This window comes from Phyllobacterium sp. GQ127 (assembly GCF_059758635.1).
Genome location: NZ_JCAXDZ010000002.1, coordinates 272,141 through 296,429, shown reverse-complemented (window position 1 = coordinate 296,429; position 24,289 = coordinate 272,141). Strand labels below are relative to the sequence as shown.

At 53.5% G+C, this 24,289-nt stretch carries 27 protein-coding genes and 2 tRNA genes; 13 read left to right on the top strand and 16 right to left on the bottom strand.

All coding sequences use genetic code 11. The features are described from left to right. Positions 1-76: 76 nt before the first annotated feature. The gene (locus AC6CHM_RS09740) at positions 77-385 is read right to left on the bottom strand and encodes a hypothetical protein (RefSeq protein WP_498172916.1); all 309 of its coding nucleotides are present in this window, start codon (positions 383-385) and stop codon (positions 77-79) included. 44 nt (positions 386-429) lie between these two features. Between AC6CHM_RS09740 and AC6CHM_RS09735 the strand changes: the two genes are divergently transcribed. Beyond that, positions 430-1,110 (top strand): XRE family transcriptional regulator, encoded by a 681-nt coding sequence (locus AC6CHM_RS09735; protein ID WP_498172915.1) that lies wholly within the window; start codon positions 430-432, stop codon positions 1,108-1,110. Here AC6CHM_RS09735 and AC6CHM_RS09730 read toward each other — a convergent pair. Beyond that, positions 1,107-1,358 (bottom strand): hypothetical protein, encoded by a 252-nt coding sequence (locus AC6CHM_RS09730; RefSeq protein ID WP_498172913.1) that lies wholly within the window; start codon positions 1,356-1,358, stop codon positions 1,107-1,109. The genes AC6CHM_RS09735 and AC6CHM_RS09730 overlap by 4 nt on opposite strands. A 255-nt stretch (positions 1,359-1,613) precedes the next feature. Here AC6CHM_RS09730 and AC6CHM_RS09725 point away from each other — a divergent pair, with 255 nt between their 5' ends. The 7 genes from AC6CHM_RS09725 to AC6CHM_RS09695 all read left to right on the top strand — a co-directional run bounded on the left by AC6CHM_RS09725 (position 1,614) and on the right by AC6CHM_RS09695 (position 4,614). Further along, positions 1,614-1,850, top strand: coding sequence for a hypothetical protein (locus AC6CHM_RS09725; protein ID WP_498172912.1), 237 nt, complete (start codon positions 1,614-1,616; stop codon positions 1,848-1,850). Positions 1,851-1,937: 87 nt separating this feature from the next. Then, positions 1,938-2,246 carry a hypothetical protein gene (locus AC6CHM_RS09720; protein WP_498172910.1) on the top strand — a complete coding sequence of 103 codons (309 nt, stop codon included), beginning with the start codon at positions 1,938-1,940 and terminating at the stop codon, positions 2,244-2,246. Between the two features lies 1 nt (position 2,247). Then, positions 2,248-2,409: a hypothetical protein gene (locus AC6CHM_RS09715; RefSeq protein ID WP_498172909.1), complete on the top strand. Its 162-nt coding sequence runs from the start codon at positions 2,248-2,250 to the stop codon at positions 2,407-2,409. Beyond that, on the top strand, positions 2,402-2,707 hold the full coding sequence (locus AC6CHM_RS09710; protein ID WP_498172908.1) for a hypothetical protein: 306 nt from the start codon (positions 2,402-2,404) through the stop codon (positions 2,705-2,707). Before AC6CHM_RS09715 ends, AC6CHM_RS09710 begins: the two co-directional genes overlap by 8 nt. Before the next feature lie 58 nt (positions 2,708-2,765). Further along, positions 2,766-3,257 carry a hypothetical protein gene (locus tag AC6CHM_RS09705; RefSeq protein ID WP_498172907.1) on the top strand — a complete coding sequence of 164 codons (492 nt, stop codon included), beginning with the start codon at positions 2,766-2,768 and terminating at the stop codon, positions 3,255-3,257. Continuing rightward, a complete protein-coding gene (locus tag AC6CHM_RS09700) occupies positions 3,254-3,520 on the top strand; it encodes a hypothetical protein (protein ID WP_498172906.1) in 267 nt (88 codons plus the stop codon). Before AC6CHM_RS09705 ends, AC6CHM_RS09700 begins: the two co-directional genes overlap by 4 nt. Then, positions 3,520-4,614, top strand: a complete 1,095-nt coding sequence (locus tag AC6CHM_RS09695) for a tyrosine-type recombinase/integrase (protein WP_498172904.1) — start codon at positions 3,520-3,522, stop codon at positions 4,612-4,614. Before AC6CHM_RS09700 ends, AC6CHM_RS09695 begins: the two co-directional genes overlap by 1 nt. Positions 4,615-4,789: 175 nt before the next feature. Here AC6CHM_RS09695 and AC6CHM_RS09690 read toward each other — a convergent pair whose 3' ends face one another. From AC6CHM_RS09690 to AC6CHM_RS09680, 3 genes are all read right to left on the bottom strand, one after another. Beyond that, positions 4,790-7,546, bottom strand: a complete 2,757-nt coding sequence (locus tag AC6CHM_RS09690; RefSeq protein ID WP_498172903.1) for a hypothetical protein — start codon at positions 7,544-7,546, stop codon at positions 4,790-4,792. Next, on the bottom strand, positions 7,543-8,718 hold the full coding sequence (locus AC6CHM_RS09685) for an SIR2 family protein (protein ID WP_498172901.1): 1,176 nt from the start codon (positions 8,716-8,718) through the stop codon (positions 7,543-7,545). The genes AC6CHM_RS09690 and AC6CHM_RS09685 overlap by 4 nt, the downstream gene beginning before the upstream one ends. Before the next feature lie 428 nt (positions 8,719-9,146). Continuing rightward, positions 9,147-9,222: transfer RNA gene (locus tag AC6CHM_RS09680), tRNA-Phe, on the bottom strand. A 185-nt stretch (positions 9,223-9,407) separates the two neighbouring features. Here AC6CHM_RS09680 and AC6CHM_RS09675 point away from each other — a divergent pair. Then, positions 9,408-10,493, top strand: coding sequence for a Gfo/Idh/MocA family protein (locus AC6CHM_RS09675; RefSeq protein ID WP_498172898.1), 1,086 nt, complete (start codon positions 9,408-9,410; stop codon positions 10,491-10,493). Positions 10,494-10,519: 26 nt separating this feature from the next. Here AC6CHM_RS09675 and yacG read toward each other — a convergent pair whose 3' ends face one another. The 9 genes from yacG to AC6CHM_RS09630 all read right to left on the bottom strand — a co-directional run bounded on the left by yacG (position 10,520) and on the right by AC6CHM_RS09630 (position 16,313). Further along, a complete protein-coding gene (yacG, locus tag AC6CHM_RS09670; protein WP_370878797.1) occupies positions 10,520-10,729 on the bottom strand; it encodes a DNA gyrase inhibitor YacG in 210 nt (69 codons plus the stop codon). 29 nt (positions 10,730-10,758) lie between these two features. After that, on the bottom strand, positions 10,759-11,385 hold the full coding sequence (locus tag AC6CHM_RS09665) for a Maf-like protein (RefSeq protein ID WP_498172897.1): 627 nt from the start codon (positions 11,383-11,385) through the stop codon (positions 10,759-10,761). A gap of 33 nt (positions 11,386-11,418) precedes the next feature. After that, on the bottom strand, positions 11,419-11,637 hold the full coding sequence (gene infA / locus AC6CHM_RS09660) for a translation initiation factor IF-1 (protein ID WP_008122731.1): 219 nt from the start codon (positions 11,635-11,637) through the stop codon (positions 11,419-11,421). A gap of 127 nt (positions 11,638-11,764) precedes the next feature. Then, the gene (locus AC6CHM_RS09655) at positions 11,765-12,232 is read right to left on the bottom strand and encodes an arsenate-mycothiol transferase ArsC (protein ID WP_115051291.1); all 468 of its coding nucleotides are present in this window, start codon (positions 12,230-12,232) and stop codon (positions 11,765-11,767) included. Between the two features lie 17 nt (positions 12,233-12,249). Further along, a complete protein-coding gene (locus AC6CHM_RS09650) occupies positions 12,250-12,726 on the bottom strand; it encodes a UPF0262 family protein (protein ID WP_115051292.1) in 477 nt (158 codons plus the stop codon). Between the two features lie 7 nt (positions 12,727-12,733). Further along, positions 12,734-14,026 (bottom strand): histidinol dehydrogenase, encoded by a 1,293-nt coding sequence (gene hisD, locus AC6CHM_RS09645; RefSeq protein WP_115051293.1) that lies wholly within the window; start codon positions 14,024-14,026, stop codon positions 12,734-12,736. Between the two features lie 25 nt (positions 14,027-14,051). Beyond that, positions 14,052-14,489 carry a DUF2948 family protein gene (locus AC6CHM_RS09640; RefSeq protein WP_115051294.1) on the bottom strand — a complete coding sequence of 146 codons (438 nt, stop codon included), beginning with the start codon at positions 14,487-14,489 and terminating at the stop codon, positions 14,052-14,054. 129 nt (positions 14,490-14,618) lie between these two features. Beyond that, a complete protein-coding gene (murA, locus tag AC6CHM_RS09635; RefSeq protein ID WP_498172896.1) occupies positions 14,619-15,908 on the bottom strand; it encodes a UDP-N-acetylglucosamine 1-carboxyvinyltransferase in 1,290 nt (429 codons plus the stop codon). Between the two features lie 213 nt (positions 15,909-16,121). After that, positions 16,122-16,313 carry a hypothetical protein gene (locus AC6CHM_RS09630; RefSeq protein ID WP_115051296.1) on the bottom strand — a complete coding sequence of 64 codons (192 nt, stop codon included), beginning with the start codon at positions 16,311-16,313 and terminating at the stop codon, positions 16,122-16,124. A 155-nt stretch (positions 16,314-16,468) separates the two neighbouring features. Here AC6CHM_RS09630 and AC6CHM_RS09625 point away from each other — a divergent pair. After that, positions 16,469-16,543: transfer RNA gene (locus AC6CHM_RS09625), tRNA-Thr, on the top strand. 163 nt (positions 16,544-16,706) lie between these two features. Here the strand turns inward: AC6CHM_RS09625 and AC6CHM_RS09620 are convergent. Beyond that, complete coding sequence (locus tag AC6CHM_RS09620) at positions 16,707-17,609, bottom strand: LysR family transcriptional regulator (protein WP_307282722.1); 903 nt, start codon at positions 17,607-17,609, stop codon at positions 16,707-16,709. 108 nt (positions 17,610-17,717) lie between these two features. On the opposite strand from AC6CHM_RS09620, the gene AC6CHM_RS09615 reads away from it, so the two are divergent. Next, positions 17,718-18,335, top strand: a complete 618-nt coding sequence (locus tag AC6CHM_RS09615) for an FMN-dependent NADH-azoreductase (protein WP_307282719.1) — start codon at positions 17,718-17,720, stop codon at positions 18,333-18,335. Positions 18,336-18,787: 452 nt separating this feature from the next. Continuing rightward, complete coding sequence (locus AC6CHM_RS09610) at positions 18,788-19,231, top strand: MgtC/SapB family protein (RefSeq protein WP_115051299.1); 444 nt, start codon at positions 18,788-18,790, stop codon at positions 19,229-19,231. 14 nt (positions 19,232-19,245) lie between these two features. On the opposite strand, the gene galE is transcribed toward AC6CHM_RS09610, so the two are convergent. Next, complete coding sequence (galE, locus tag AC6CHM_RS09605; RefSeq protein ID WP_498172895.1) at positions 19,246-20,235, bottom strand: UDP-glucose 4-epimerase GalE; 990 nt, start codon at positions 20,233-20,235, stop codon at positions 19,246-19,248. 524 nt (positions 20,236-20,759) lie between these two features. On the opposite strand from galE, the gene AC6CHM_RS09600 reads away from it, so the two are divergent. Further along, positions 20,760-24,152 carry an autotransporter domain-containing protein gene (locus AC6CHM_RS09600; RefSeq protein WP_498172894.1) on the top strand — a complete coding sequence of 1,131 codons (3,393 nt, stop codon included), beginning with the start codon at positions 20,760-20,762 and terminating at the stop codon, positions 24,150-24,152. Positions 24,153-24,289 lie beyond the last annotated feature (137 nt).

Genomic DNA, 24,289 nt, shown 5'->3' with positions numbered 1-24,289 from the left:
ACCGGGAGGAGGTGGTGAACGAAACCGTGTAAAGTGAAAGAGAAACAATCAACGTGACGCACTGCACAGATCTGGTTCATTCTGCAGCCTCGACAACAAGAGGGGATGGACGTGCGACATTGTCGGGCCAAGAGACATCAACCGGCCAATGATCGGAAAACCATTGCATCGCCGCCTCATATCTACCGGTTGTAAGATCGCTATCGGCTTGCAGACGCGAGACGACCTTGCCGTCTCCGAAAACAAGCGTTGAAACGCGGGAATGACTGAGAGACTTCGCCGCGGCGTATCCCTCGCAAATTGTGAGCAGGTTTTCTTTGAGCGTCATCATGCGGTACAAGTACGATATGTTTACCGCATTATCAACGATATTTTTACCGCTCACACATTTTTCGTATCGCGGTTAGATTACCGCACATGGACAAGACAATGATTGACAGAATTTCTTTGAAGCTTTCCGAAACCGGCCAAAGCGCCCGGTCAGCCTCGCTTCGCGCAGGTCTAAGTGAATCCTTCATCAGGAACATTCTGACCGGGAAGTCGAAGTCTCCGCGCGGCGATACGCTATCGCGGCTAGCTGAAGTGCTGGACACGACAGAAATGTGGCTGCTGAAAGGTGAAGGCGACCAAGGTAATGCGTCCTCACCCGGCCTAAGCCAAGCACGGGCGACCGCATTTCAACCTCAGTTCATACCGGGCGCGGAGTTGGTAAGCTCCAACCGCGATTTGCCGATCTATGCCGCAGCAAAGGGCGGAGACGGTCATGTGATTGTCACATTTGAGCCGATTGACTATATGAAGCGACCAGCCGTCTTAGAAAATGTAAAAGGTGGTTACGGACTGCTAATTACGGGCGACTCCATGGTGCCTGCTTACAGGCCAGGCGAGACGGCTTTAATCAACCCAAACCTTCCGCCTGCCCGCGATACAGACGTGGTTCTTTACCACACGAACGCCACGAGCGAGAGTGAGGCGATCATAAAAAGGTTGGTAGGAATCAATGATCGAGAGTGGTCTTTGGAGCAGTACAACCCACTTCAACAATTCAGCGAATTCCGAGCGGAATGGCCGATTTGCCACCGCGTGGTGGGGAAATACAATACCCGCTAATTGACACTTTCCATTTCATAAATTTCAGTTGGCACTTCGCCAAATGCAGTTATTAACTTTGCGTCTTCAAACTCGCCAGTGGTGGGGTCACCTTCGCGCATGAAAGCGATGACGGCTGCTTTTTGCAACGACAGTTGCTCCGCCATTCTGCGCGCGTGACCGGTATTTGTAGCTTGGACCGGAATGTCAGGAATGACTCCGCCCTTTTTGCCCCGCGTAAAACTCTGCACCACGAAATATGCACTCATTACCCTCTACTCCGCCGCAACCTTAGATTGCGGCAACATGACTCACACATGAGAACAAAACAAGAATGTTTTTAACGGTTGGGTAAGAATCACCGTTATCCACAAGTCCGCTATTGTGCGGTATTTTTATCGTTACAATATTGACGGGGTATTTTTATCGCGGTATGAATATCGCGCGCCCTTAACTGGCCGCGCTGGGGAGCCCAAACCGGCGCGGCCCTTTTTTCGGGAATTTCAATGAAAAAAGGATGACCTATGATTCAGTTTGTGAAACGAGCCACCAAGCATGCGACACCCGGCAATTGCCGCGTTCAATGGGTGGACCGTCTTGAATTCAAAATGCGCGAAATGGCGCATGCAGGAGAGAACGTTACCCCTGAAACTTTGATGCAGCACGGCTTTAACGCTGCCGTCATCGAGCGGTACGGCGAAGCCGCAGTCAGCATGGCGCGCCGCCGTTCAGTAAAGGTCATTGGTCATGCGGATGCGTGATCGCCTCGACGGTGAAAGCCGACAGTTCGTGTGCGGCTACATTGCGATTATCGCGCTCGTACTGGTTGGCTATTGGGTGTGCCCGCTATGAACACATGCTGGCTTACGCCAACCCCCATCACCTTCAGTAACCCCGGCGCATTCTCCGCGCTCGGTTCGGCACAGCGGTTTTTAACTGCTCGCGGATGGTCATATGGCAGCGCGAGCGGCAAGCATCCTATTGGCCTGATGTATGGAAACGTACTGATCGCGAAATGGAAAACCCTGACAGACCGAGAGCGGGATCAGTGTCACGGCATCATTGCCGGCGACCTCCGCAACGGTCCAATCACCATCAGTTTCCGCCCACACGCGCCCGCTGAGGGCTTGCGTGCAGTTTCACGGGAGACAGCCTGACATGCAGAAATCACAACGTATTTTCCTCGGCGAACTGGAGCCTATCAAGGTTTCAATGACCCGCTTCGCCGACGCGTGGTCAGCCGCGATCCTGATAGCAGCTATCGGACTTATGGGGTGCATCTTCATTGCTGCCATGCTGCGAGGTGTCGCCCATGGTTGATCGTAAACTGTTCGACGCATCAGATCCATATGATGCTATTGCGCACACGGCAAAAAGCGAAATCGCCGCGGCATTCCTTCGAGCGCTAAAGCAATCAAACAAGTTCGATATCGACGACGGTCAAAGAATCGATGCTCTTATCGTCGGATTGATGGTTGGCGCCTGCGGATGCGCTGGATCTCTTGTCACGGTGGATAGCCACCACGAAATACGTGCGCACCTTATTGCCCTGGTGCCGCACTGCTTTGATCAGGCTCGCGAGATTGCAGGACATGAACCGTTGGGTGAATTGCAATGAACGCGCCGTTGCTCATTGATCTTCAAGTCATCAAGCAGAACATTGACGCGGTGGCGGAATGACGACGCCCCGCATTTACCTCGACCTTGACGGTGTGATGGCTGATTTCAACCACCATTTTCCGGCGACATTTAACCTTGATCATCGCAGTCTGGCTGGCGACGAAGTTTGGGCCAAGATTAATTCTCATCCAACCTACTTCATTGACATGCCGCCGTGTCTTGGCGCTCTGGACTTTTTCAAGTTGATCGAGAGGTTCAATCCGATCGTTTTGACGGCCTGTTCGAAATCGAATTTTATCAATGTCGCCCGGCAGAAGCGGAAATGGGTGCGCAAGCACCTGTCGTCAACCGTCACCGTACTGCCGGTTCATGGAAGCCGATTCAAGCCGATGTTTATGCACGCTCCCGGCGACATTCTCATTGATGACTACGAGAGCAACATTGCGGGTTGGAATGCCGAAGGTGGTATAGGCATACATCATCGAGACTTTCCCTCGACGGAAACTGCTCTTGTCGAGGCGCTTCAAAACTGGAGCCAACGGTCATGATGCGCGCCGACAACCACAGGCCAGAACCGGCATGCCCCATTCCCACGGCACGAGGATTGAACCGAGTACAGGCATCTGCTTATATCGGTGTCTCCCCAGGCCTGTTTGATCAGATGGTGAAGGATGGCAGAATGCCGAAGCCGAAAAGCATTAACAGCCGTACTGTGTGGGATCGCATGGCTATAGACATGGCCTTTGACAGGTTGCCGGGCGGTTCGCTTGCACCTGACAGTGACACCGATGAATGGGACGCCGAAGTGTAATGGCCAAAAAGTTCTCTAAAAAATACATCGTAGAGGACAAGACCGATGGGGTTTACCGGTTCTATTTTCGGAAAAAGGGACAGAAGAAAATTCGCCTGTTTGGTATTCCAGGCACCGACGATTTTAACAAGCAATACTACGCCGCGTTAAACGGGGTCAACGAAGAGAAACCAAAGACTGGGCCGGTGCTTTCGACCAAAGGCACGCTGCGGTGGTTGTGTGAGCAGTATTTTCAATCAGCAGAGTATAAACTGCTCGATGCTCGAACTAAGCACGTTCGGAAACTGATCATAGAGTCATGTTGGATTGAGCCGGTTAAACCAGACTCAACGAACCTATTTGCTGATATGCCGTTGAGCAAATTCTCCGCCAAATCGATGCGAGTGCTTCGCGATAGGAAGGCGGACTTCCCAGAGTCAGCCAACGGCAGAGTGAAAGCACTTCGGCAGGTATTCGCTTGGGCTGTATTGCCCGATGTAGAGCTTGTCGTTGTTAATCCGGCCAGAGATACTCCATACTTTAAAACTGGCTCTGAGGGCTTCCATTCATGGAGCATAGCTGAAGTTGAGAAATTTGAAGAAGTTCACCCTTTGGGCACAAAAGCACGATTGGCGCTGGCTTTGCTGCTTTACACCGGCCAGAGACGTAGCGACATCATACTTTTCGGAAAACAACACGTCAGCCAAGGCTGGCTGAAATTCACACAGCAAAAAAATCGCCGCAACAAGCCAATAACGCTCGAAATTCCAATCCACGACGATTTGCAGAAGGTCATCGATGCAAGCCCCCGCGGCGACTTAACCTTTTTGGTAACCGAATTCGGTAAGCCGTACACACCCGCAGGTTTCGGCAACTGGTTTCGGCGAAGATGCAATGAGGCCGACCTTACGCATTGTTCTGCCCATGGACTACGCAAGGCTGCTGCATCTCGCCTCGCAGACCATGGCGCTTCCGAGAATCAGATTATGGCGATTACAGGTCACCAGACCTCGAAAGAAGTTAACCGGTACACGAAAGCGGCCCGGCAAAAAGTACTTGCGAAAAGTGTTGCCGGGATGCTTGGACGTGCGACCATCGCCGATGTGGACGATTAGGCGGTGAACGCGTAAAAGCGAACGGCTTAGATGATGGAAACCTGCCCGACTGCTACTGGGCGGCGGAGTTGGGAAAGCGGCGTTCAAGTGGCACCGCACATCGCATGCGAAGCACTCCCTCCCAATTCAGTACTGCCCGTAGCTGACACTAATTTCCTTGTTTGCCAGTGTTTTTCTAGCGCCGAGCCGCAGTCGCTAGACGACGGAAAACTGCGTTTGTAGAAAGTGTAGGATCGACCTTCAAAATTTGATCCAATGCATCGGTAAGGTCGTGAGGAATGACGGCTCCTTCTGAAGTGCCGACTGTGAGATCAAGCAGCTTCAAGAGAGCCCGCGCCTTAGCCGCGTCATTGATTGTAGCGAGCTTCTTTGCTTCGCCTTCGTCGCCATAAAGGCCGTAATTGAGCATCGACCAGCAATCGAAAGGCACAAGAAAGCGGGCGATCGTGTCCACAGCTTCGGCGAATGCCTCGCCTGATGTCGCTGGAAGATCAGAAAGCGCGCCGCTGAGCCCAGGCGTCGCCAGCGACCGCTCCTGCGGCCAAACCTCGCGAAGAAACGGCGCAGCACTTGAACGAAAGAGAGCGGCGGCAGGGGCAACTTGCTCTTCGCCATCCTCTGATGTGCTGGTTGCTCCCTTCGCTGAGAGTTCACGAACGAATTGCTGGATCGCATTTGCCGCTGATGCGCGCACTTCATCATCCAGCGTTCGCAGCATCTGCTGAACGCGTAGGTTAGGCACTGCAGGCGCACGACCATCGCGGAAAGCATGTAGGGACTCGATGACGAGACTGAAAACAAGTCGGCTGCGCGTTGCCCTGCCCAGTCTATGATCATTGGCGCGTTCAGCCATCGCCGGGCCGATGATCTCTAAAACTTTGTTGAAGTGCGTGCGCCTTGCAACGGCTCGCCATAGCGCCAACGCATCGCCATCATCCTTGAGCAACGGCGTGATGAGATGTTCCTGCGCCCAAATAGGATCAGCTTGAAGGAAATAAGGCAGGTATTCGATTAAACGGTATCGCACGAGCAAACCGCTCCGGCCATCAGTCGCGATCAGCGTGTCGCGCATCTGGCGCAACCCACTCCCGTCATGAAATGGATTCTGCGGACCTACGTGTGTTCGCCAAGCGGCAACGAAAACGCCAGTAAGCTTGCCTGCAGGCGTATTCAACGCTGCGCTTCCGTCCCGATCATTCTCGTTGTCTTTTGGCTCAGCAATGACTGTTAGTTCTTCATCGCTGTTGTCTTCAGGTTTGTGGTTGGTTGCCTCTACAGCGATGGGCCAAAGACGTAACCAGATCGGCAAGGTCAACGGCAGCTCAACGGCGTGTTTGTCCCAGGCATCCAGCCAGGCGCAAATACCGTCAATTGCGCTCGACAGCGTTGCCTCGGACAGCTGGTTCAACAGGACGAGGACCCTGCCGGTTTCTCCACCCAAGTCTGCATCCTTTCCAGCATCGCTATCGTGCTGGTGAGGCCTATGCGCCCAGCCAAACCGGTTCCAGACCTTCGGGAAGTTGTCTCCGCCATTGTTAGTGGTCTCAAAGTCAGCAAGTACCTTCTCGACATTGCCCTTCTGGTTGATCCAGTCATTTGCGCGTTCCGCAGGGTCGTCATCCCAGCCACGACGCCCAGTCCCCAGAGCCGCTTCGAGCGCCTTTAGCCGTTCTACGCCTGAAACCGTGTCCAACTTCGCATCCGGTTCCGCTTCACGACTGGTGACGGTAATCCCTCCGGGGAAACCTCCATCAATCGCCATCTCCGTAAGTACGGCAAATTGCGCCCTTCGAGCATCAAGCCAAGTCTTCGCTCGATCCGGTAAGACCCCTCCGCCGACTTCGATGCGCCGCAGTTCCCGCAAAGACCAAAACAGCCGCGCATTCTTAACCTCCACAGCATCCGCCTTCCTTGGCCAATGATCCCGTGGTGGGCCCTTCTGGATCCGAGTGACGATGGCGTCTTGCGCTTCTGCGTTCAAGCTGCGAAACCGGACGGCTCGAAGCTCTGCGATCTCCGGGAAGCCGTGCACATCCCAAAACCGGTTCTGATCGAGCGCCGTGAGGAAGTCCGTCACCTCACCAGCGGTCGTTATCTGTTCACTCCGCGACATCGCTGCCCACAAACGAAGGTGGACCGGCGAGCCATTCATGCTCCAGCGCAGAACAAAACTCTGCGCAGCAGCAAGATCAAGTTCCGAAATCCTAGCGACGACGGCATGCAGCAGTTTCAATGACGGCGCAATACCATGACGGTACGCGTCCGGATCTCCATCCTCGCGCGCTCTTGGAGCGTCAGCCACGTAGTAGGCACGTCCCAGGTCGCCAAGTTGCCATAAGCGCCTTTTGCCATCCCATCCCAGCCTGCGAGCAATATCGAGGCCGTGATTAACTGCCGCTTCCAGAGCATTCGCCAGCGAAATCAGAAAAGCGACATCGTTAAGCTTCGCGAGATCGAGCACATTCAGATCAATCAGATCTCCACTCGTCAAACCGGCTGACAGGATGTGCTCAACTGTCTTCGGCTTGCGCGGCTTCTTGATGTAGTTCCATCGCCATGCATCAATTGGTTCGACTTTGAGTCGCGGCGAGACGAGAGCAACAATGGCGGCGACCGCCGCGCCAGACCGATCGCCTGCGCGTAGCCGCTTCTGAATACCGTAAATGGCCGTTCCGTCACGTCCTTCTGATTGAGGTGCCGTCCAGCTTTCTTCAATTAACCGCCAAGCGGAGGCCCATGGCTCCGAAAGGTCGCGTGCGCCTGGGCCAGTCAATAAGTCCTCGACTGCGATGCGCTCAATCCGCTGCCCAGGTTTGAACTTCAGCGCCCAGTCAATCGTTCCTTGCTCAGCAAGGCGCTTGTCCAGAAATGCGATCACCGTTCGGAATGTCTCGCGATCCTGCGGACCAAGATATGCCCAGGGCGGGATCATGGCTGCTGTCCCCGCTCGGCTTCAGTACAAACCTTCACAATTGCATCGAGCCACCCTATCTCGGCTTTTGCATCAGAAACCATCACTGAAAGACGCACGCGTTCGCTCGCGTTGCTTCTCCGGAAGAAATGGTCGAAGAGGTCGCGGTCTGATTCTTTCGCCGTCAACCGCGATGTTTTCACTATTCTTCGCAATTCGGCATCGACAAGTTCTTTCTTCCCATTGATCGCAGACAAAGCCGCCCAACGCTCTAGAGTCGCTCGCAGGGCGGAATGCTTTTTGTCCACGCCTGAGTCGTAGTGGATCGGCGTGATGCCGCGCCCATTCCAGTCCGCGAGCGCGACCGCATCAGGCGAGTTCGTACCATAAAAAGTGAAGCGCTCTTTCAAGTCGTCAAAGCGGTTGCCGTCCGCTGCGACCGCGTTCAAGAGGTAGCGCATAGGCGGATCGTTAGCGCTGTAGCCGACAAGCACAAGATGATACAGGCGTGCTGCATCATAGATAAAATCTGGAACAACGCGACGACGCAGATAGAACTCGCCAAAATCCTGATCCGACAGAACAAGCTCAGATATTCGCGCTGGGCTCTTGTCGAGTGCCCCATGAATATGAAGCACGCCAGAGAACTCAGAATGCCGCGATGGCCTTGGAATCGAACCAAGAGAATAGGTCTCAACGGACGACCGAAGGCGTTGCGCAGCCACTTGAAGCAGGAGATCGAAGTTTGTTGTCACGATAGTTTTGGCGCCGCCCCGATCAGCAAGGGCTATCAGCGCCTTGTGGATCGAGGCTGGGTTTACTGCGCCTGAACGCAGGATCGTCGCGACTGTCCGCCTCACTTGGCTGTCGCCACGTGTCTGATCGTCTAGTCGACGCTCAAGCATGCCGAGGACAACATCATAGTCCCCGAGGATGAATCGCTTCACTTCAGCAGTCTGCCGATCGGTCAGGCCTGCACAATTCGCCTGCCAATGGTTGCAAGCGCCCGGTGGCAACAGAGTTAAAACGCTGTGTGTCGAAGTATCGAGTTTCGCGTAGACGTCGAGGACAAGTTGACGAAAATCCGGAAGCCCAGCGGGAAGGGATATGCCTGCACCGCAAATGAACAGCACTTCCCCGCGCGCATGAGCCAGAAGGAGCCGCTCCGGGATTGCGGAGAGCCCAGGTCCCAATTGTATAACTCTATCCTCAACAGCGGTGTTTGCAGTCAAAGCGCTTAAGCCTTAAGAACGCGAAATGTTTTGCATCATTCTAATGTCAGATTTCTACTTGAACAGCTAGCCTCGGCTCATCCCTTTCCTGCCTTGACCCTCTGCGGTATAGCGAGACTTTAACAAACGGCAAGTTTCGGGCGACGAAGGACGCTTACGTAACGGCGATAATAGGGTAGTTTGCCAACTCGGAGTTTTCACGTACGTTGGATTCTGATTCAGCGCTTACCATGAGCCGATATTACCTGACGGACTTTGAATGGCGCTTGATCGAGCCGATGCAACTGACCTAAAACAGGAACAAAAGTGTCCAGCTTTTTCCAGTGGTGCGCATTTCCTGGCCACTATGGGCGAAATTAACCAATAAAAACAATATGGGAAAAGGATAGTGGTGCCCAGACGCGGATTCGAACCACGGACACGCGGATTTTCAATCCGCTGCTCTACCAACTGAGCTATCTGGGCACTTTTGGCTGCCAAAGTTGGCAGGCCATTCCGACGCGTTGGTTTTCGTTGGAAGCGGGTGGGTTATAACACTAAAAATCCTGCTGTCCAGCATCAACTAAGGATTTTTTCGCCGTTTTTCTGCCTCTTGCAAAGGGCATAGATCGATGCGTTCTTGATGGGGTTACAGACAGGATTCGTTTTATATGATTGATACGGGGGATAAAACCGCCAAAGCGACGCCTTTTGGCTGGGGCATTCTTGGCAGCGGTCAAACTGCTGGACAATTTGCCGCTGATCTGGCGCTGGTGCCCGGCGCGTCGCTTGTGGGTAATTTTTCGCGGACAACAGCCAATGCAAAACGGTTTCAAGAAAACTTTGGCAGCAAGCGTGCCTATTCCGACATTGATGCATTTGTAGCCGATCCCGAGATTGATGCGGTTTACATTGCAACGCCAAATTCGGTCCACGTGGCGCAGGCTCTCAAATCCATCCGCTCAGGCAAAGCGATTCTGACGGAAAAGCCGCTCGCACCTTCCCATACGGAAGCCTCCGTCATCGAACGGGAAGCCACCCGCGCCGATGTATTCGCCATGGAAGCGATGGGGACAAGATTCCTGCCAGCAATCGCGGCCGCAAAAGCCAAAGTGGATGCCGGAGAAATCGGAGCAATCCGCAAAATCACCGCCGAATTGGCCTATGAACATCCATATGATCCCAAGACGCGCTATTTCAGCAGATCATTGGGCGGCGGTGCCAGTCGGGATCTCGGGATCTCGTGTGTTTCCTTGGCAATGTTTTTCCTTGGTCAACCACAAAAGGTTTCGGGGCTGTGGCATGCGGCCCCAAACGGCATCGACATGAGTTCTGAAATCGTGCTGCATTATGATCATGTGAAAGCAGAACTTTCCTGCGGCTTCGACCGAAATGGCAAGAATCATTTTATCATCGAGGGCACAACCGGCACGATTCGGCTGAATGCTCCGTTTACCGAGGCAAGGGAACTGACGATCTACCAAGGGTTTTCCCGGCAAGCGCTGTTCAGCCCTCTATCAGGCCCAGGCGGAACTATCGGAAAAATACTGGATCGCCTTCCTGTGCCGGGCCGGACTGTTGAGGAATACGATTTTGACGGCAATGGCCGCCAGTTTGAAGCAATTGCATTGATGGATGCGATGAGGCAGGGCAAAACCGGCTCTGCTATCATGCCGATAGCAGATAGCATAAGCGCATTGCGGGCTATCAATATTGTATTGTCGCAGCCTGCAACGCAGCGGGTGATAAGACTTTAGAGCTCGTCAGCCCCCCGGGCCGACAGCTACATGTCTTCTTCGCCGTCGCTGTCTTCCGAGCTTTCGACGGCGGGCAATACATAGGCGCCCGTCAGCCAACGATTAAGGTCTACATTGCGGCAACGTGACGAGCAGAATGGATAGTGTTCACGTTGGGATGGCCGCTTGCATTCGGGGCAAGGACGTGTCGGTCGCAGGGGCGTAACATTCGCCATACTGTTTTTGTTGTCAGTCACTATTGCAGTCCATTGGAAACATATAGTTGCTAGTGGCCTGAGGCCTGCCAATTGGCATAAACGGGAAACCCCTCACCCTGCAAAAGGTTCATGGTTTCGTAAAGCGGCAAGCCAACAACATTGGTGTATGAGCCGACCAGCTTGATAACGAAGCTGCCCGCCAAACCCTGAATTGCATAGCCGCCTGCCTTGCCGCGCCATTCGCCTGACGCAAGATAGCTTTCCAGCTCCTCCCGCGAAAGCCTTTTGAAGCGAACGCGGGTTTCAATGAGGTCCTGACGCAATTTTCCTGCCGGCGTTATCAGGCAAAGGCCCGTATAGACGCGGTGGGAGCGACCGGACAGCAGACGTAGGCATGCGGTCGCATCATCAAGTATTTCCGCCTTCGGCAAAATGCGCCGCCCGACAGCGACAACCGTGTCAGCGCTAAGGATATAGGACTTGCCAAACTCGGCACTTCCCTTCAGTTCTGCGGCAACTTTTTCCGCCTTCAAACGGGAAAGCCGACGTGCCAGTGAACGCGGGTGCTCCGCCCGTAGCGGCGTCTCGTCCACGTCGGCGGGCAGCAGACTATCCGGCTCAATACCGATCTGACCGAGCAGCGACAGGCGGCGCGGTGAACCGGAGGCAAGAACGAATTTGTGCTGATCGCTCATAAAGAGAATTCCTGCGGGCAGGCTGAAGGACGTTTACTTGAAACGGTAGGTGATGCGACCTTTGGTCAGGTCATAGGGGGTCATTTCAACCAGAACCTTGTCGCCTGCCAGAACGCGAATACGGTTCTTGCGCATGCGCCCAGCCGTGTGAGCAATGATTTCATGATCGTTTTCGAGCTTTACCCGGAACATCGCGTTGGGCAACAGCTCCGTCACGAGGCCAGGAAACTCCAGTACTTCTTCTTTCGCCATGCGTAGTTCTATCTCCAGAAATTGAATTTGCGGCCGTGTTCGACCGCAATTTTGCGCGGAACCTATAGTATTGCGTAGCATTTGTGAACAAGGGAGTTCGATCCAATTGTACGGACGCACAAGAGTATCAAGTCAATGGACCGAAACGATCCTCAATATGTTGTTTCAGATGATCCCGGACATCACGATAAGCGTCCAGAATCTGATCCCTGCGACCGCGCACTAATGTCGGGTCAGGCGTGGGCCAATATTCCACATGCACCGACGTCGTCCGGGTCAGCTCCAGAGCCATATGGTGCGCCTTGGGTGATAATGTAATAATCAGATCGAAATAATCGTCTTCAAGCTCCTTGAAGGTGCGCGGCGCTACGGACAGCCGCTTCAATCCGATTTCTTCGAGCACGGCATCCACAAAGGGATCGGGATCGCCCTTTTCAACGCCCGCTGATGCCACATAGACCTTTGACGGCAGTATTTTTCGAGCCAGTGCCTCGGCCATGGGAGAGCGAATGGCATTCATGCCGCATATGAAAAGAACGGCGCCCGGAATCCTCGGTTTGCCACCTGCCGCATCATCCGGCAGATGGTCGGGCATTCCCGGCACGGGTGCGCCTATCCCCGCCAATGGAGCACACATACCAGTGTAAAAAGCCGGCGGGCAGTGTCGAAATCGACATCTATCTTGCCGCCAAGTCGATCCATCAGAGCCTGCGATCCCTCGTTGTGCAGCCCTCGCCGACCCATATCGATGGCTTCGATCTTGCTCGGGCTGGATGCGCGAATGGCATCATAATAGCTTTCGCAGATAAGGAAGTAGTCCTTGATGACCTTGCGTAAAGGCGTGAGCGAAAGGATGTGCGTGACAACATCGTCGCCGCTTTCCCGTGAAATCGCAAAAATCAGACGTGATTCGACCAAAGAAATCTTCAGCTTGTAGGGCCCAGTCCCCTCATCGCTGACAGGACGGAAACTATTCTCTTCGATAAGGTCAAAAATTGCGACCGCTCGTTCATGCTCGACGTCGGGTGTTGAACGGCCGATCGTGTCGTCCAGTTCCACATCGATCAATCTCGCATCACTTGCCGTCATCAGATTCCTAAAGGTTCAACCGGATTGCAACCGAATTGCCATGCGCATCAAGCCCCTCCGCACGCGCCAGTTCAATCGCTGCCGGTCCCAAGGCACGCAGTTGCTCAACGCCAAGCCTCAGAATGGAGGTTCGCTTGACATAGTCAAGCACGGAAAGCCCCGAAGAAAAACGGGCTGAACGGGCTGTGGGCAAAACATGGTTGGAACCACCAACATAGTCACCGATGACTTCCGGGGTATAGCGGCCAAGAAAGATCGCGCCTGCATTGCGGACGCCGGCCAAAAGCTCTTCTGTATCGGCGGCTGCAATCTCCAGATGCTCCGGCGCGATGCGGTTGACCAGAGGCAAAGCTGACGGCAAATCATTGACCAAAATGACCGCGCCATAATCCCGCCAGCTCTCGCTCGCGGTCTGGCCGCGCGGCAATGTCTTGAGTTGATGCTCGACAGCGGCCATGACCGCCTCACCGAAAGTCTCATCATCCGTTATGAGAATTGATTGCGCGGCGCTGTCATGCTCGGCCTGAGCCAGCAAGTCAGCAGCGATCCAATCCGGATTGTTATCAGCATCGGCTAAAATGAGAACTTCGGATGGGCCGGCAATCATGTCGATACCGACGGTGCCGAAAACTCGGCGTTTGGCAGCAGCCACATAGGCGTTTCCGGGGCCGACAATCTTGGCGACCGGCGCAATGGTTTCCGTGCCGTAGGCAAGTGCCGCAACCGCCTGCGCGCCGCCCACACGGTAAATCTCGGAGACGCCAGCAAGACGCGCTGCAACCAGAACCAGCGGATTGAGCTTGCCGTCTGGTGAGGGAACCACCATGACAATGCGCTCAACACCCGCCACTTGTGCCGGAACAGCATTCATCAAGACAGAACTTGGATAGCTCGCAGTACCGCCTGGAACATAGAGCCCGACTGAATCAATTGCGGTCCAGCGCGAGCCAAGTTCAACGCCCAATGCATCCGTATAACGGTCATCCTTGGGCATTTGCCTTGCGTGGTGGGAATGGATGCGATCGCGCGCAAGCTTGAGTGCCTCGACCGTTGCTTGCGGCGCCGATTCCATGGCCGCATTAACCTCGTCCGCAGAAATGGCGATACCATGTTGCGCCAAATCTATACGGTCGAATTGCTTCGAGTAGTCGATCAGCGCTGCATCACCATTGGTGCGAACATTCTTGATAATCGTCTCGACCACGCGGTCAACATCTTCGGAGACCTCGCGTTTAGTCGAAAGAAATGCGGAAAAACTCTCGTTAAAGTCAGAGTCAGACTGTTTCAGCACAATTGCCACGATACATATTCCTTAGGGTCAGAAGCTAGACTTCGTGCTCTGGACGCGATTGTGTTTCCCAGGCCGGGCCCAAATCCGCCATTTGGGCTTCAATAGCTTCAACTTCGAGACGCAAGGCTTTATTGGCGGCAAAAACCAGCTCGATAAACCCGGATGGAGCCTCGGTAACGATGAAACGAATTGCCAATACGGAAAGAACGTCATCCGGATAATGGCGGTCGATGCCCGTGGCTTTGAGACTCAAGACCTGACCAAAATGGAGTGCTGTACGCCGACGCTCGAAACTACGATGGCGCTTGCCATCATCGGCCAGTTCCCAGACGAAGCGATTGACGCCAAGTACCAGCTTCTTTTCCGCTGCCAGATAGTCGATATCGCTGACTTTAAGCACGGAATCCTGCAGGTGCGCAGATAGGATTTGCAGATCTTCCTCATCAAGCGCGATGAGTTTGAGAGTGTCCATGTCTACCCTTTGCCTTAATTTGCGGGATCAGGGCTTCCGGTGGGGAAGCCTGCTCTCTTCCCTGTTAGAGGAAAGCGAAGGCAAAGGGAATTATGCAAGATGCATAATCGACGTGGAAATTCCGGATGATCAGTCGCTGATGCGCTCAACCACCGCACCGCAACGTGTCAGTTTTTCTTCGAGACGCTCAAAACCGCGGTCGAGATGATAGACGCGATTGACCGTCGTCTCCCCTTCGGCCGCAAGACCGGCAATAACCAGCGAAACAGATGCACGCAGATCTGTCGCCATGACCGGGGCACCGCGCAGGCGCTCGACACCCTCGATCTTCGCGGTCTGACCTGACAGCGAAATTTTGGCACCGAGCCGAGCCAATTCCTGCACATGCATGAAGCGGTTTTCAAAGATGGTCTCGGTAATATGGGACGTGCCCTTGGCCTTGGTCATCAGGCCCATGAACTGCGCCTGCAAGTCGGTTGGAAAGCCCGGGAATGGCTGCGTTGTCACATCGACGGGCATGATGCCGTGGCCATTACGCACAACGCGCAAGCCGGAATTGGTTTCTGAAATCTCAACGCCGACCTGGCCGAGCGTTGCGAGGGCAGCAGTCAAAAGATTGGCGTCAGCACCTTCCAGGATGACATCGCCACCCGTCATGGCCACAGCCATGGCATAGGTTCCTGTCTCGATACGATCAGGAATGACGCGGACGCGCGCGCCGGAAAGACTTGTTACGCCCTCGATTGTGATCGTCGCCGTGCCAGCCCCGCTGACCTTTGCACCCATGGCATTCAGGCAGTCAGCCAGATTGACGACTTCGGGCTCTTGTGCGGCATTCTCAATGATTGTTTCGCCCTTGGCGAGCGTTGCTGCCATCATCAAAACATGGGTTGCACCGACCGATACTTTCGGGAACACGTAGCGCGCGCCGACAAGACCGCCCTTCGCGCTGGCTTTGACATAGCCGTTTTCAATCTCGATATCGGCACCGAGAGCGCGCAGGCCCTCAATGAACAGATCAACCGGCCTGGTACCGATTGCGCAACCGCCCGGCAAAGAAACGGTTGCAACGCCCATACGGGCGAGAAGCGGCCCGATAACCCAGAAACTTGCCCGCATCTTGGAGACAAGTTCATAGGGCGCTACGGTATCGACGATATTGCGTGCAGTAAAATGGATCGTGCGTGAATAAGCGCCGTCCTGACGCTCGCGGCGTCCATTGACGGAATAATCAACCCCGTGATTGCCAAGGATGCGGATAAGCTGCTCGACATCCGCCAGATGCGGCACGTTTTCCAGCGTCAGCGTGTCATCGGTCAAAAGAGAAGCAATCATCAACGGCAGGGCCGCATTCTTGGCGCCCGAAATAGGAATGATGCCGTTGAGCTTGTTACCGCCAACAATCTTGATGCGATCCATAATTTGTCACTTTCGCGGGGGAAATACCCGTCCTGTCGTTAAAGGCCCTTTGCAGAGCGGGTTCATTTAAACCATCACGTGTGCTGGTTCAAGAAAGGCTTGTCATTCCTGTGCATAACGCTGATCTTCGAATCGGCCTTACACAGATCTTTCGATCTTGATTGTGAGTGCGTCGTTTCTGCGTCAAAGAAGGAGAGGCAGAAAAATAATGCTCTATTTTTCGCTATCGGCTGACTCATTTTGCGACGCCGCGGCTTTTAAACCTTCATCGCGCCCATCTTCAGCGCCTGAGCGGCGCGATCTCGTCTGCTGTTTGCGCCGCGCAAGATTTGCGCGCAGTTGTTCCGAGCGGCGTTTTTCCCGCTCCTCTTGTTCGCGGCTCGGGTTTTTGGGCAATAAGGACATTGGTTTTATCCGGTATTTTGACCAGTGCCGACAGCAATCTGCCGGTAGCCAGCCTATGTTTTTTGCTCTCTATGGATATTTTACCCAAGAGATTACGATTGCTTGCTTGCGATTTCAGCAATGATATGCCAGAAGTCCGCCGCGTTCGCAAATCGGCTGCGGTAGCTCAGTGGTAGAGCACTCCATTGGTAATGGAGAGGTCGAGAGTTCAATCCTCTCTCGCAGCACCAGTTTTCCAAGCAGACAATATGGCTATTCCTTATCGTCGGTTTTGCCCGGAGTAAGGCCAATCGCGATGCCTATGACAATTCCAATTCCCACTCCTATATTGCCGAAGACAGTTCCGATCGCAGTACAAGGCGATATTGAGTGGCTTGTATTGGTCATCTCGCTTTAATCGAACTTTGCCAGCTCTTGTTTGAATCGTTCAACCATCCACGTCGTTGCGGGGCCCATTGCTGCATCAACAGGATGAAGAACAACTAAATTATAAGGCAGTTCCGGATAGGGCTCCAGATCAAGGGGAACAAGCCTGCCTTCGGCAATATCATCCTTGACCATCCATTTAGGCAAACCACCCCAGCCAAGGCCAGCCAACATGAGCGAATGCTTTGTCGCGACATCAGTCAGGCGCCATGTCTTATAGGCAAACACGCCAAAGTCCTTACCCTTTGTATGTTCGCTCAAATCCGTCACCACCAATTGGATGTGGTTGCGGATAACAGCCAATGGCACCGGCCCCTCATATAGTGCCAGCGGGTGATCAGGCGCTGCCACAGGCATCATCGTTGTTTGCCCCAAGCGGCCAATGGCCAACTCGTCGTAAGGCTCCAATGGCTGCCCGCCAAATCCGATATCCGCCTGCTTCTTGAGAACCAGATCCCAGACAACACCCAGTGCGCCGACGTGCAAACGCAGGCTGACGGTGGGAAACTGCGTTTGAAATGCAGTCAACACAGCAATGAGGACAGGCGACGGCAGAGTGACATCCACCGCCACTGCAATTTCCGCTTCCAGCCCCTGTTTTAAACCCTCGGCCCGCGAGCGCAGGTTTTGAAGCACCGAAATCATGCGCCGCGCATCCTCAAGCATGGCTGTGCCAGCATCAGTCAATCGCGGTTCCCGTACTCCGCCGCGCTCGAAAAGCTGCAATTCGAGCTGTGCTTCCAGATTGGCGATTGTATAGCTGATTACTGACTGCGAACGATTGAGCCGTCTTGCGGCGGACGAGAAACTCCCGGTTTCGGCAACTGCTACAAAGACTTGCAACTGATCAAGTGTAGGATTGGGCAGCATTTAAATATCTATCTTATAGATGGGTTCAATAGATATTTTCCCAGTTTTATAGATAGATGTCCAGTGCCAAATATTGCCTATCAGTTTCGTTCCTGAAAGGACAATACGATGTCATCCATTCTTCTCGTTACTTCGAGCCCACGCGGTGAAGCATCTCACTCAACCCGTGTTGCAACCGAATTTGCAAAAAAGCTGGCTTCGGCAAAGCTTGGCAATACACTCGTCACACGTGACCTCGCCACCACTCCCCTTCCCCATATCGATTCCGATTTTGCGGCAGGCATCTACACACCCGAGGAAACACGTACAGCCCCACAAGCAAAGGTGGTGGGTGTCTCTGATGTGGTTGTCGATGAGCTTATGGCGGCCGACACCATCGTTCTGGCAACCGGCATGATCAATTTCAACATCTCGTCGACGCTTAAGTCGTGGCTCGACCATGTTATGCGTTCCGGCAAAACCTTCAGCTACGGTGCAGAGGGTCCCAAAGGTCTTGTAACCGGCAAAAAGGTTTATGTCGTTCTCGCCTCCGGCGGCGTTTACTCCAATGGTCCGGGCGCATCATTTGACCATGCCACACCCTATCTGAAGACAGCGCTTGGTTTTATCGGCATGACTGACGTGGAATTTATTCGCATCGAAGGCGTTGCCATGGGTGCGGATGCAGAAGCGAAAGCCGTTTCATCGGCCATCGAACTGACCAACGGTCTTGCACTCGCGGCCTGAATTGAGCGGCATGAAAAACAAAAGCGGGCTTAACGGCCCGCTTTTTGTTTGGTCTGCAATAAAATTGATAGTCTATCCTTGGCGATTCCGTTCTGCATCATCAAGCCGCTTCAATTGATCCAGCAGGCTTTCAGGCACGGTTTCTTCTATTTTATATATTCCGGCAGCTCTAATTGCCGACCGGTAACAAGACTGCGATATATGTCGTCGCAACATTTGAGAGAGTTGTTTTTCGTAGGTCCGGTTGCTGCCGTCCATTGTTTTAGACTCCAACTTTCTTGTCCTTTAAACCCGTTCGCTACGACGAAGGTTCCCCTTTTCCTACATTGCAAGGTCTTAACGCAATGTGTCGCTGCGCCGCAGCCTAACGTATCTCCCCGGTTTTCAACAGCTTGGTGGAACGTCTGGTCGTGCCAAACGTTAACCGCCAAATCATTTCAGGGGAAAATTCATTGATCGAGACGTTCCATTATCTCAATTCCTTGCCTGTCGTTCCGCACGTGATTGCCCTCTTTATAGCCTATGCGCTTGCCGTCCCGATTGGCATTGAGCGCGAGGCGGAAGAGCGTAGCGCCGGCGTGCGGACTTTCCCGCTGGTGGCGCTTGCCAGTTGCGGTGTCATCCAAGGGACGGAGCATTTGACCACTGATAATCCCGAGGCAATGGCCCGCATTGTTGAGGGCCTGATTACCGGTGTCGGTTTCATTGGCGGCGGCGCCATCCTCCAATTGAAGAATTCCGTGCGCGGGACGGCTACGGCGGCAAGCATATGGGCAACAGGCGCCATTGGCATTTCGGCTGGGCTGGCAAGCTATGATGTCGCGATCATCATTTCACTGTTCACATTCCTGACGCTGCGGCTGATGCTGCCCTTCAAAAAAGAGCCAAAGGAATAGCCTGTCCCCCTGACCTATTGTTGATTGCGGAATTGCAACGCCGCCTCCCACTTCAGCGCGGACTCAACGATCTTGTCCAGATCATCCAGCTGCGGCACCCAGCCCAGCTCATTGCGGGCCTTGCTGCTGTCGGCCACAACCGAGGCGGCATCGCCCGGTCGCGCACTGGTGGGGCGGGCATCGATCGGCGCACCGTGTACGCGCTCAACACTGGCAATGACCTCCTTGACAGAATAACCACGGCCATAGCCGCAATTGGCAACCATGCTGCTGCCCCCCGAACGCAACCGCTCCAGTGCGAGACGGTGCGCTGCAACCAGGTCAGAGACATGTATGTAATCTCTTACGCAGGTGCCGTCGGGCGTGGAATAATTATTGCCAAAGACTTCCATGAACCGGCGTTTGCCAAGCGCGGTTTCACAGGCGATCTTTATCAAATGTGTTGCGCCACGGGTTGACTGGCCCGTGCGGCCCTTTGGATCAGCGCCTGCTACGTTGAAATAACGCAGGGCCGTGTAGTGAAAATTATGGGCGGCGGCGGTATCGCGTAACATCCATTCGGTCATCAGCTTCGACAGGCCATAGGGCGATTCCGGACGGGGGGGATGTTCCTCATCTACCGGCAGCAGACCAGCATCGCCATATACAGCGGCGGTTGACGAAAAGATGAAATTCTTGACCTCAGACTTAACTGCGGCGTCAATAAGCGTGCGGGATTTTGACGTATTGTTTTCATAATAGGCGAGCGGGTCGCGGACAGAGTCGGGCACAACGACGGAACCCGCAAAATGGATGATGGCGTCGACATAATTGCGCTCAATAGTCTGACGCATCAGTGCCTGATCGGCAATGTCCCCTACGACCAGCTTTGCCTCAGGCGGCACCGCCCATTTGAAACCCGTGGAAAGAGCATCAACGACGACGACAGATTCGCCAGCCTCAAGCAGGTCCCAAACCATGTGACTGCCTATATATCCAGCACCACCCGTCACAAGTACAGTCATTGCGATCGCCTATCCTTTATGTCCTCACTCCAACCTATATTGCAGCATCTGGCGCAACGGAAAAGCCTTGTGACTGCCTCGGAACGCATTTCTATCCGGTTTCCGATCATTTATACGTCCAATTGCTGAGATACTTACCGGCCCATTCCTTCAACCGAACCTTGCTGCTGAATGCTCGCCGAAAAACTAGAGTGAAGATCAACCATCCGCAACTTACAGTAGCTTGACGTCATTTGCCAAATAACGTTTATATGAAGGATATTACTTCATATAAATTTGGGATGATTTATTATGAATCGCGTTTCTACAAAAATATTTTTTTGTATTATTCTAATCTTATAATGCGATCAGTTGAAAATTTCTGACGTTGTCACCGATATATACTAAAGAACAATTGATTTAGGCCGGAATGTTATCCAGCCAAAGAAATCATCTGCGATTCTTGCTTCATACTGACATGCCGTCCGCGTGTCTGCGCACAGCTCGAGTTTCATTGCGTATTTTTTATACTGGGAGGATTTAAATTGAGCATTTTACGGAAGTTCAACAGGGTAAGCACTCTGGCAATTGTTGCGGCGGCTTTGTGCATTACGCAGGCCAAGGCAGAAGAATTTGTAAGCAAGCCCTTTCCCTTTAAGCGAATGGTTACATTTGGCGACAGCCTTTCGGATATAGGGGCGCTCAAACCACCACTGGACCTCATTAGGCAAAACCAGCAAAAAATAACGCAGACGCTCAGAGATATTTCTGGTTTGATTGAGTCTCCTCCTGCGGACACTCCAGATTTCGACTGGTGGAAATCACATGAGTATTCTAATGCTCTTCGTGCATTTTCCGAGCCTCCATACTCTGTTCCCAGGCAAACTTTAGCTACGCTCGGCAAGTCTCTGTCTTCTGAGACCAAGAAAGCGATTGTTGCTACCCTGAAAGACGTTGAGAACAAAATCAAAGACATGGCAGAGTATGGCGCTAATATGCCGTTTGGCAGGTTTAGCAACGGCCCGGTCTGGAACCAGTATCTTGCGGGTGATCAGGTCCAAGCAACAAGCTATCCCGACAATGTCGACAAGCTTATATCAAGAGCGCTCATTGAGGCTGTTTACCAACAAGATGATGTTGGACTTAAATACCTCCTGAGCACCCTTGCACAGGCTACGGGACACCTTTGGGAATATCCAGCGCAGCCTGCTTCTGACAGCTCGTCGATGAATTATGCCGTCGGGGGCGCGCGCGTGGGGCGTAAGGGTGATGACCTTATTTCAACACTGCTCATCCCCGGCTTACTCGATCAGCTGGAAGAATTGGATTACGCTCACATCGAAAAGGATACGCTTATTGTCAGCTGGTTCGGCGGCAATGATTTGTTTGCGCTGAGCAAGCTCCTCGCGTCTGGTGCAGATCCTGCCCCCTTGGTGAAGGAAGTGAAAGACAATCTGGAGCAAGGGCTGGAGACGCTCTATTCTGCCAATGGGCGCATTTTCCTGCTGCCAAATGTGCCGGATGCCTCCCTGACTCCCGAGTTCAAAAACAATGGTGATACAGCTCGCGCCCTGACAAAGGTAATAAACGATACGATCGCATCGGTTGCAGCCAATTTCGAGGCAAAGCACTCCGGCGAGGTGACGATCTATAAGCCTGACATGCTGAAGCTTATGGGTGTTGTTACGCGGTACCCGAGCGCCTTCGGCTTCTCAAATACAACCGATAAATGCATTGACGATGAAACCTGTCGGCTAAATCCAACGCCATTGGAAACTGGCTATCTCTTCTGGGACGGCGTTCATGCGACCACGCGTGCGCATGGATATATCGCGAATTATTTCGCCACCCATTGGCAGCACCCTGACCTTGCCGGATCCTACTTCTCATCACCTGAAGGCTTTTACGACACGAGGCGCCACTATTTCTTTCCCACAAATGACCTCACCTTCGGCGATCAGCTGAACGGCAACAATGCTCTATACAAATTGAATGATGCGACCCTCACGCTGACCGATGCCAATAATTATACGGGCGGAACCTTCATCGAGGGAGGAAAGCTTCAGATTGGAAATGGCGGACTGAGCGGCTCTATCGTCGGGGATGTTGCGGTATCCAAAGGAGCCGAGCTCGGTTTCAACCGATCTAATAGTTATACTTTTGCCGGCTCGATCAGCGGCGAAGGCACTGTGGTGCAATTGGGAACGGGCGTGACCATTTTAACGGGTAACAGCACCTATACCGGTCCAACAACAATTTCGCATGGCGGATTGAGTGTTACCGGTTCACTGATTTCGGACGTTACCGCCCAAGGTAATACGTTCATAGACGGAAATGGGAGCGTCGGTTCGCTTCATGCGGAAACGGGCTCCAAGATTGCTCCTGGAACGAGGGATCGTATAGGTGATCTTCGCATCGCCCGTGACGCAACCATAGAAAAAGGGGCTCTGCTCGATATTGAGATTGCTGATGATCTATCCTCTGCCGATCGAATCGACATAGGTGGCAAGGCCATGTTGCGCGGCGGCCATGTTCAGCTCCGCATGCTTAGTCACCCCGAGTTACTCACCTCGGAGCAGGTCGATCAGCTATTTCTCAAACAATATGAGATTTTACATGCGAATGGTGGAGTGGAGGGCCAATTTGAAGCGGTTTCTCCACAGTTCAACTTTATTAGCCCGTCTCTCATTCAGGATGCAAAAAGCGTCAATGTCCATTTTGATCCGACCAAATCGGTTTTGGACAGGATGCTGGCGATGGAGGACCCCATTTACGCGAGTTCCAGTAACCACCGCAGCGTCTGGGGCGGGTTCAAGTCCTTTGGCACAAAAAGCCCGCTTTTCAATACTGTTCTATTCTCCACAAAGGACAGGCCTCTGGATTATGACACGTTGACCGGTGAGGTTCATGCCTCCTTGAGCAATACTCTTGTGCAGAACAACCAGATGATAGGCGATGCTGCCGCAAGCCGTATCCGCAGTGCATTTGACGGCATTGCTGCCAAGGGGCAGTCGGCGCAGTCTGTCGGCGTGGCACCTCTTGCCTACGGACCGGACCGGACGAAAATCCCTGAAGCTTTCGCCCTCACCGAACCAGAAGCGACAACGCAGCTTTGGGGACAGGGCTACGGCTTCTGGGCGCGGCTTGATGGCAATGGCAATGCAAGCGGCGTCAGCAGCAAGACGGGCGGTCTGGTCACCGGCTTTGACGGTATCATCGAAGATGATTTTCTCGGTGCACAGTGGCGTGCCGGTCTGCTGGGAGGCTACGGCAGCAGTTCCGTCAATACCGCCTATGGCAAAGCCGATATAGACAGCTACCAGATGGGTGTCTATGGCGGGGCAAACTGGGATGCGCTTGGCTTGCGCTTCGGCGTCAATCTAGCTCATCACGAGATCGAAACCGAGCGCGAAGTGCATTTCGGTAATATTAACGGCGACCATCATGCGGATTATGGCGCGAACTCGGTTCACGTTTTCGGCGAACTCGGCTATGAGTTCAAACCTGTGCAGGGGCTTGTGGTCGAACCATTTGCCGGTATCAGGCATGCTTCGGTCAAAACTGAGGCATTTGAGGAAAGTGGTGCGGTCAGTCAGCTTGCGGCGCTCGCAAACAGAACGGACAGTACAAGCTCGACACTCGGCCTGCGCACTTCCTACCAAATGGTCTTTAGTGGCGATATTTCAGCCATGTTGCGCGGTACGATAGGCTGGAATCATGGCTTCGGTGACCTGACACCGCAACAAAGATTGTCGTTTGCAGGCGCATCCCCCTTCACGGTTGAAGGGCTGCCCACGGCGCGTGATGCCGCCTTCATCGAGGCAGGAATGGATTTTAATGTCAGCCAACGGACGACACTGGGTGTAACTTATACAGGCCAATTCTCGCAATCGGGCCATGCCAATGGTGTCAACGCCGATATCGCCGTGCGTTTCTGACGTAATAGCAATCGCCGGGGGATGGCCCCCCGGCATTGTCCTGCGTAATTATCAAGTGCAGGCTGCTGATAGGTCAGCATTTCCATAAGGTTTCCACTGTCCATCGCGCATTATGCGAAGCGTGGCAAATTGCCCAC